Origin of the sequence: Methanocalculus sp., from assembly GCF_030651615.1 — an archaeon.
GTDB lineage: Archaea > Halobacteriota > Methanomicrobia > Methanomicrobiales > Methanocorpusculaceae > Methanocalculus.
Genome location: NZ_JAUSCG010000124.1, coordinates 1 through 8692, shown reverse-complemented (window position 1 = coordinate 8692; position 8692 = coordinate 1). Strand labels below are relative to the sequence as shown.

The following is an 8692-nucleotide window of genomic DNA, read 5'->3' as shown; positions in this document are numbered from 1 at the left end:
GGGGCATAGATTGAGACACCCTCTATTCGTGAAAGCCCCTTGATCAACCTTGTAGTGAGTGCCTCTTCATATCTTCTGATCGTCTCCATCCCGATCTTTTCCAGGTACTCAACAGCAACCCCAAGACCGATCCCACCGGTGATATTTGGTGTGCCTGCTTCGTACTGCTGGTACCCTGCAGCCGGCATATAGCTGTCTGCATGGACTTCTTCGATCATTCCCCCACCGAGGATCATCGGCCGGATGATCGGTTCTTTCATCCATAGGATGCCCGTTCCTGTCGGTCCAAGCATCTTATGGCCTGAAAAACAGCAGAAGTCACAACCGAGATCTGTTACATTCACCGGCATATGTGGAACCGACTGGGCTGCATCAACGAGAAGGAGTGTATTGTATCGTTTACAGAGTTCTGCAATCTCTGCAATTGGTGTGATCACCCCGATTGCATTCGAAGCATGGGTTACTGCAACAAGTCTGGCACCTTTTTTGATCTCCTCTTCAAGAGCAGCAAGGTCAAGGGTGAAGTCAGGTCTGATGCCAATGACAGATAGTGTAACTCCCTGTGTAGCAAGTGCTCTCCAGGGGAGGAGGTTTGAGTGATGTTCAAGGATGGTTGTGATCACCCTGTCTCCAGGCTGCCATGAGAGCCCATGAGCGACCATATTGATCGACTCTGTGGTATTTTTCGTAAAGACGGTCGTTCCATTGCCACCGCCGATGAATCTGGCGACCTTTTCATGGGCATGCCAGTACCGCTGTGATGCTATCTGCGTGAACCGGTGGATGCCACGACCGACATTCGCCCGGTACCGGTGTTCAAACTCTATTGCAGCATCCAGTACCGGTTCCGGAGACAGACTGAGGGCGGCGGAGTCGAGATAGATGGCATCACCAAGGATCGGATAATCCCGTCTGATCGTTTCTACCGGAAATGCCTCCTCCCTCATGATATGAACCGCAGGTGTTTCTGACTGCACCTTCCTCTTTTTGACCGCATTGTGCCGAAGGGTGAAGTCGTTATTGACAGGGATTTCATATTCCCTGCAGAGCTCTCGCATCTTTGGAGGGAGAGCTTTCCATCGCCAGAGTCCCCATTGATGATATTCGTCCGGGTACCCGGTCTTTCCAGTCCATTGTTTGAGAAATGCATCCCAGCGGTCGGTAAGATTGGTATGAGTGGATCTGAGGAGTTCATATTCACTTTCAAGCATCGCCGGGCAGAGGTAGCAGCCGATTCGCTCAAGTCCCATCTCATAAAGGGGGTTTATCGGAATCTTCTGCCACCAGAGATAGAGGAAGACCTCAAAAGCCCGCCAGCTTCTGATCGGTGATACATTCAGCTGGAGGGGATTTGCCGGGTTCTGGCTCGTTTCGTCAAGATCGGCACGATTCCATGACTCATACCATCTATTCCCCTGAAAGGTGACGGAAGAGCCGACCTCTGATAGGTAGATCCGGAGTGGATGGAGTTTTAAGAGTTTACAGCACCATCTGTGGTCTTTTCCGGGAGGTCCCGCCTTCTCAACTGCAGAAAAGAAGTCACCTCCTTTTCTGATGATATCGACTCCACATGACTCGACATACTCCACCGTCTCAGGTAGTTCGATCCCCGTATCAATGAAGAAAGCCTGTTCTACCCCGGCTTTTCTTGCAAGGTGGAGGACTGCTGCACTGTCTTTTCCCCCTGAGAACGAGACATTTGCTGTGGGACGATCCTCTCTATGTTTTTTGATGATTCTGAGTGCATCCCGCTCAAGGAGCTTGAGATGGTACTGATTCTTCTGAATTGCTTCTTTCCAATCAGGATTTTTCGGTGTTATCGGGGTAACCAGGGCAAGCTCCTTCACTCTGATATGGCCGTCACGAATGACTCCGGTTCCAAATCGGCTTCTATATTTTACTATGACTGTTCCATTGGATTCAGCTGTCTTTAAAGGAAATTTCTTTCCTCCGATCCTGATCTTCTTACTCTGATCGAGGTGTTCATCGAGATTGACAACACCATTCGCTGCATATTGCAGGATGTACGGTAGTGCTTCTGGTGATATCTCCAGGGAGAACTGCCGGGTTACAGGATCAAAGATGAGCCAGCCGAATCGCTCTCCATTCATGAGTATGAGATCTGATCTGTCTCTTCCTCCGGTCTTGTTCAGGAGGATGATATTTGGGAGTGGTATATCACCGAACCGGTCATTGAGCAGCCTCCCGATGAGATCCCGATCCGCATGAAGGGCCGGCCTCAGATCGAAAGGTTCGAGGAGTGGTATTGTCCGCCCTTCTGCCCCGCACCCGCATCGTCTGCCGATGAGGGGGACGTTGCAGGCATCACACCAGAAGAGGCTCTTCTTGACTGCTGGCTCTTGCATTTCAGTACATATATGTTCTGAAAGACGATGAAAGATATGGTGAAGGATTGGACCTTCGAGAACCAGCACCTCTGTTGTATAGATCCCTTTTCTCGTCTCTGCCGAATCGTTTAGGTGACCTCGTGCAGTTAGACCTGGTGAAAAAAAAATCAGATGAGTACGCGCCGGTCTGCCGGAACGATACTCCCACTTGTCTCAGGGGTTGTATCTGAGTGGTACTCAGTATATTGTTTGAGTGATACCGTCAGGTCGCGGGTGAATGCGAAATATCCAATCTGGGTGGTCTTGCAGAGTTGCATTGCCATATCCATTAAGCCCCTTGGATCCGGGCGCGCCTCTCCAAGCCAGATATGGAAGATATTTCCCCCGTCGACGATTGGGAAGAATACATGCTCAATCTCCATCCTCTTTGTCAGGGGAACTTTTGCCGATGGGGTGACATGAATCCCATTTGTATAATAGACCGGAAGATCAAGCGTCTTCTTTGATCTCTCAAGCAGATTCTTTGTATCGCCTTTAACGACTTTTAATGCATGAGGACGGAAAGTTTCATCCAGGAGGTCGGCAACGGCAAATCGCTGGCCGGTCGTCTCTGCAGGGGTGCGTGCAAGAGCAATCGTCATCCCGTGTTTTGCAGAGAGTTTCTTTGCATACTGCTCCATCTCGGTCATCGTCCGGACGGCAAACCGGAATGCCTCCTTCGTCTCATGAAGCTGTGACCCGATATGGTGCTCGACCATCTCATTGACTCCGACGATACCGATGGTATAAACGAGCCCATCAAGATCGACGGCAACTGCGCCACGCTCCTGAGTCTCTGGATCTTTTGGCCTCTGCATCGCAAATGGCATCCTGCCGTTAGCTCTGACAAGCTCCATCCACCGACGTTTGATCTTAAAGATTGAGACCGCAGAATCCATCTGTTTCTTCAACTCAGAGAAGAGTGACTGATCGTCGTGTTCTGCACGGTATGCAGCCCTTGGGCAGTTGACAGAGATCACCTGCCAAGATCCCATCGAGAAATGTTTTCCATCATGAAAATCGAGTTTATCTTCGAAACTGGTATCATTTGCCGCTGTTGTTGAGAACTGGTACGCACAGCACTGATAACAGGAGATTCCTTCTCCTGCACCACGGTATGCCGGAAGCTGATTGTCATAGTACGGAGTACCGAACTTTGAGGCGAGCTCGAAGGTCATCAGGTAGAGGTCACGATAGGTGGGAATATCAGGGTGATTCTTGTTGAACACCTCATCCTCTACCATGAAGTCGGGTTCGATGCTGATCTCGGGTTTTGGGAAGTTGAAGGGTTTTCCCCAGTTATCACCCTCAAGCATCACCTCCATCAGGGTCGAGAAGAGAAGGCGAACTTCGCGTTCGAACTCCCCATATGTCCTGATCGGTGCCTGTTTTCCATTCCAGACCTTGCCTTTGAAGACGATCGGTTTGTCCCGCCAGAGTTTTGGTACTCCGGGTGAGAGCTGGACTGAGGAGAAGACGACTTGGCCACCCCGGGCGACCATCATCTGGGTCATCTCGTACACAAACATCTGCATCAGCTGTTTGATCTCGGGTGTATCCATCCCTTCAACATAGGGTGCAAGGAAGGTGAGGAAATTATAATACCCCTGGCCGCCGGCAAAGTTTGTCTGGGCAGATCCGAGTGCCTTCACCGCATGCAGTACTGCAACTTCAGCACGTTTGGCAGGCCCTGCAACACTTGCTTTTGTGCCGTTTCCATCCGGCATTAAGCCATAGTAGAAGAAATAGCGGAGGTCCCAATCCTGGCAAAACGGCCTTGATCCAAAATATTCGAGGTCATGGATATGCATATCTCCGGTCAGATGGAGGTCGGCAAGCTCCGGTGGGAGCTGGAGGAGGTATTGTTCCTTGCTGATCTTGTCTGCCTTCTTCTTATGGGAGGTTTCGGCATTCTCCTGAAGGTTGGAGTTGTCTTTGGCTTCAAAGCCTCTTCCGACGTCGATGAGATGCGCGTCATAGACTGGTGTTCCGACACGGGTGCATACGTTTCGATAATCCACAAGCCCTTCTTCAAGCAGGGTCATGTTCATGATCTCACGGATGAGCGGGCCTGAGAGGAAGGTGAGGCCGAGTTTTTTAATCCGGTTCTCAACACTCAGTGCCACGCGCTCGGCAAGATCGCGCTCCGCTCCCTCTCTTCCATAGAAGGTCTCGACCAACTTGGTCTCCTGAAGGATCTGCTGGACGATCTTCTGCCGGTCCCAGTCCAGCATATGGCCATATGATGTCCTGACCTTCGGCATTGCGGGCTGAAATGCCCCATCAAGTGTCGATTGCCGTGTATCTTTCATGCAGTAGTCACCGTCTGCACGCATCTGCGATCGAGGCCTGTACTTCACCGTTCTGAAAAATTTCCTTCGAGGTAAGGTAGGTTTCTTCAATCTGGAGAACCGGTGCTTCCATCACAAAGACACCGTTCATTCTCAGATCGGTGAGCGCCTCCGGATCGTCAAGACTCCGTTCTGTATAGGATATTTTGTTGTCTTGAAGGTATTGTTTGAGTATCTCACAGTTTGGACAGACTTCGAGTGAATAAACGATTATATCATGAACATTAGACACGAGGAACACCCCAGGATTGCTATACATCTATATGTCCCTTATTGAAAAGAATTGCTCTATCTTACCCTCTCTCCAGATCATTTTTTTGGTACACATGAGTGGCACTTCAGCAAATCTTTACCCCTCTATAACGCAGAAGTATTCAGGATAATCATTATGGTAAGGGTATTCGTCGCTATTGATCTTTTGGAGTCTCTGCGGGAGGCATTCTCAGAGGTGCATGAGCCACTGCGCAGGACATCAGGGCGGCTTTCCATTGTTAAACCCCCTCTTCTTCATATTACACTAAAATTTCTCGGAGAGGTGTCTTCGGATCAGGTACATTCCATCTCAAACGCGCTTTCTTCAATACATATTCCACCCTATGATGTTACTCTTGCCGGGGTATCAGCAGACAATCTGCGGCACCCGCGAGTTATCTGGGCTACGGTAGAGGACGGTGGAAAGACAGCCCTGCTTGCAGAAGAGATTGATTCAGTCCTCGCCCCACTTGGTTTCCCAAAGGAGACGCGGCTGTTTAGGCCACATATCACTATTGCCCGGGTCAAAGAATACCACCCGGATATTCCGGAAGTGATCGCCTCTTTATCATCATGGAAGGGGGGGCGGATGCCAGTCTCGACATTTGTTCTGAAGAAGAGTACTCTCACACCCCATGGCCCTATCTATGAGACGATAACGGAGGTTTCATTGTGAGCCGGAGTGCCCTCGAAGAGATCATCCTCACCAGGATTAGACCGACACCTGAAGAGGTTGGGCATCTTCGCGCCATCTCGGATCAGATCATTGCATTCCTCATGGAACAGCATCAGCGTCCTGCTATGCTCGTAGGGTCAGTTGCCCGTGGCACTTTCGTCCGGGGAGACCGTGATCTTGACATCTTTATGCTCTTCCCGGTTGACCTTCCGCGTGATGGTCTTGTTGAACAGGGTATTGCTGTTGCGAGTGATGTTGTTGATCACTTCGGGGGAACCGCGGTGGAGAAGTATGCAGAGCATCCATATCTGAATGCCAGAATATACGACCTTGATATCGATCTCGTCCCCTGTTATCATGTTGCAGCTGCGAGTGCAATACAGAGCGCAGTGGATCGAACGCCGTTTCACACCCGGTACATAATTCCGAGGATTACCCCGTTTGTTGATGACGCACTTCTTATGAAACAGTTCACAAAGGCCGGAGGCATTTATGGTTCTGATCATATGACCGAGGGCTTCTCGGGGTACCTCTGTGAACTGTTGATCCTGCACTATGGTGGTTTCACACAACTCATTGAGGCGGCGTCAGGTTGGCGCCCGGGTCACCTGATTGATCCGGAGAACCATAGGCGACGTCCATTTTCTGAACCTCTGGTGGTGGTAGATCCAACTGATCCAAACAGAAATGTAGCCGCCGCCCTCTCACTTGACCAGATGTGCGCCTTCATTGAGCTTGCACGTTCTTATCAGAAGAGTCCTTCTGAAGTATTTTTTACACTTCATCGACCCGTCTCCTTCACACAGAGACAGGTTGCTCTTGCGCTATCTGAGCGGGGGACATCCCTCTACACGATTACATTTGAGACACCGGCGTATGTCCCCGATACTGTCGTCCCCCAGCTCAGAAAGAGTGTCATTGCAATCACCGAACTATTGGAGAAAGGTGGATTTCATGTCAACAGGACAGACTGTTCGATGGGGGAAGAGGTGTCTGTTCTTCTCTTTGAGCTCTTTAATGATACCGTTCCTCCAGTTGTCAGGCACATCGGACCCCCGGTCTGGAATGGTGAGAATCCGGAGAAGTTCATCAGGAAGTATGTGGAAGGCTCCCCTCTTTCAGGTCCATTTATTGAGGATGGGCGGTATGTTGTCGAGATCCGCCGCCGTTATACTGAGGCTCATGCACTTCTCTCCTCATCGATCCTCCTTGAAGCAGCTCTTGGCAAACATGTCCGGAAGATGATGGATAAAGGCTGGTCTGTCCGCAGTGGGGCTGACTGCTGGAATGAGGGTCTCTCATCTTTCTTTGCTGCATTCTTTGAGCGGTCGAGCCCCGCGGTAAGGATCATGAGAATGGGGAATAAATAGCGATTCTCCTTTCTCATCATCCGTTTTTCTCTCCAAGGGCTCTGATCCGATAGTTATGTCATGGTGAAGATGATGATCAACCTGGTCTCCCTATTCTGAAATCGAAAGGTTATTATTTTCAATTGCAATGGACGAATCTTCATATCATTGAAGAGCCATTCTTGCATGGGAGCATATGAATGAAAGCCGGAAGAGGGGATTTCCACGATGATATCATCGATTTTTTGCCAGATGCAACCTTTGTAATCGATCGTGAAGGACGGGTACTCGCATGGAACCGTGCGATGGAGGAGATGACGGGACTATCTGCCGAATCTATTCTTGGCAGAGGCGATTATGAGTATTCTCTTCCGTTCTACGGTGAAAAAAAACCGATGCTGGCAAATCTGATCTTCATGCCGGAAGACGAGATTGAAGAGCGATATGATACTGTTGAGAAGATCGGTGATACGCTCGTTGTGGATATCTTCATCCCTACATTTGGGCCTGATGGGGTGTATTTCTGGGCAAAAGCAAGCCCACTCTATGGTCCTGGTGGTGAGATCATCGGTGCTATCGAGACAATACGGGATATCACCGACCGAAAACGTGCTGAACAGGAGATCGTCAGATCTCACCAGAGTCTTGAAGAGATCATCAATTTTCTGCCTGATGCAACAGTTGTGATCAATCTGGATGGTATTGTTATGGCATGGAACCGTGCTATGGAGGAGATGACGGGGGTGCCTGCATCAGCCATGCTCGGTAAGGGTGATTATGAGTATGCCCTTCCGTTCTACGGTGTGAAGAAACCGATGCTGGCAAATCTGATCTTCATGCCTGAAGCCGAGATTGAAGAGCGATATGATACCATTGAGAAGATCGGCGACACGCTCGTTGTGGATATCTTCATCCCTACATTTGGGCCTGATGGGGTGTATTTCTGGGCAAAAGCAAGCCCACTCTATGGTCCTGGTGGAGAGATCATCGGTGCTATCGAGACAATACGGGATATCACCGACCGAAAACGTGCTGAACAGGAGATCGTCAGATCCCGCCAGAGTCTCGAAGAGATCATCAGTTTTCTGCCTGATGCCACATTCGTCATCAACCGGGAGGGTGTTGTCATCACCTGGAATCGTGCGATGGAGGTATTGACTGGGGTGCCTGCAGAATCAATGCTGGGTAGAGGTGATTACGAGTATGCCCTCCCGTTCTATGGTGAGAGAAGACCGATGCTGGCAAATCTCATTCTTCTTCCGGGTGCTGAGATTGATTCTAGATACTCTCATGTACTGCGTGAAGGTGATACCCTCATTGTTGATACCTTCATCTCAGACCATGGTGGTGAATCAGGCAGATACTACTGGGCGAAGGCCAGTCCTCTGTATGATCCACAGGGGCATATCACCGGTGCTATCGAGACGATACGGGATATCACCGAACGGCGGGAGATGGAGGGGCGTATTGCACGTTCGAATGCCGAACTTCAGATTGCAGCGGAGATTCAGCAGAGTTTTCTTCCCGATGTTATCCCACGGCTATCAGGATTTGATATCGCTGCCAGAAGTGTGATGGCAAAAGAGGTGGGCGGAGATTTCTTTGATGTAATCCCGTTTGAGCTCATACCGCTTGAGAAAGGGATCCTCGGTATCCTTATTGCAGATGTATCGGGCA

General features: G+C 50.0%; 6 protein-coding genes. 3 read left to right on the top strand and 3 right to left on the bottom strand.

Annotation, left to right across the window (positions count from 1 at the left end):
* The 3 genes from Q7V06_RS05515 to Q7V06_RS05505 all read right to left on the bottom strand — a co-directional run.
* A partial coding sequence (locus Q7V06_RS05515; protein WP_304839232.1) for an aminotransferase class V-fold PLP-dependent enzyme occupies positions 1 to 2366 on the bottom strand: 2366 nt, incomplete at its 3' end.
* A 149-nt stretch (positions 2367 to 2515) separates the two neighbouring features.
* On the bottom strand, positions 2516 to 4699 hold the full coding sequence (nrdD, locus tag Q7V06_RS05510) for an anaerobic ribonucleoside-triphosphate reductase (protein ID WP_304839230.1): 2184 nt from the start codon (positions 4697 to 4699) through the stop codon (positions 2516 to 2518).
* A gap of 7 nt (positions 4700 to 4706) precedes the next feature.
* On the bottom strand, positions 4707 to 4970 hold the full coding sequence (locus tag Q7V06_RS05505) for a glutaredoxin domain-containing protein (protein ID WP_304839227.1): 264 nt from the start codon (positions 4968 to 4970) through the stop codon (positions 4707 to 4709).
* A 156-nt stretch (positions 4971 to 5126) separates the two neighbouring features.
* On the opposite strand from Q7V06_RS05505, the gene thpR reads away from it, so the two are divergent.
* The 3 genes from thpR to Q7V06_RS05490 all read left to right on the top strand — a co-directional run.
* Complete coding sequence (gene thpR, locus Q7V06_RS05500; RefSeq protein ID WP_304839225.1) at positions 5127 to 5666, top strand: RNA 2',3'-cyclic phosphodiesterase; 540 nt, start codon at positions 5127 to 5129, stop codon at positions 5664 to 5666.
* Positions 5663 to 7036 (top strand): CCA tRNA nucleotidyltransferase, encoded by a 1374-nt coding sequence (cca, locus tag Q7V06_RS05495; RefSeq protein WP_304839222.1) that lies wholly within the window; start codon positions 5663 to 5665, stop codon positions 7034 to 7036. The genes thpR and cca overlap by 4 nt, the downstream gene beginning before the upstream one ends.
* Positions 7037 to 7215: 179 nt before the next feature.
* Positions 7216 to 8692 (top strand): PAS domain-containing protein (locus tag Q7V06_RS05490; protein WP_304839219.1); only part of this gene is annotated, 1477 nt, incomplete at its 3' end.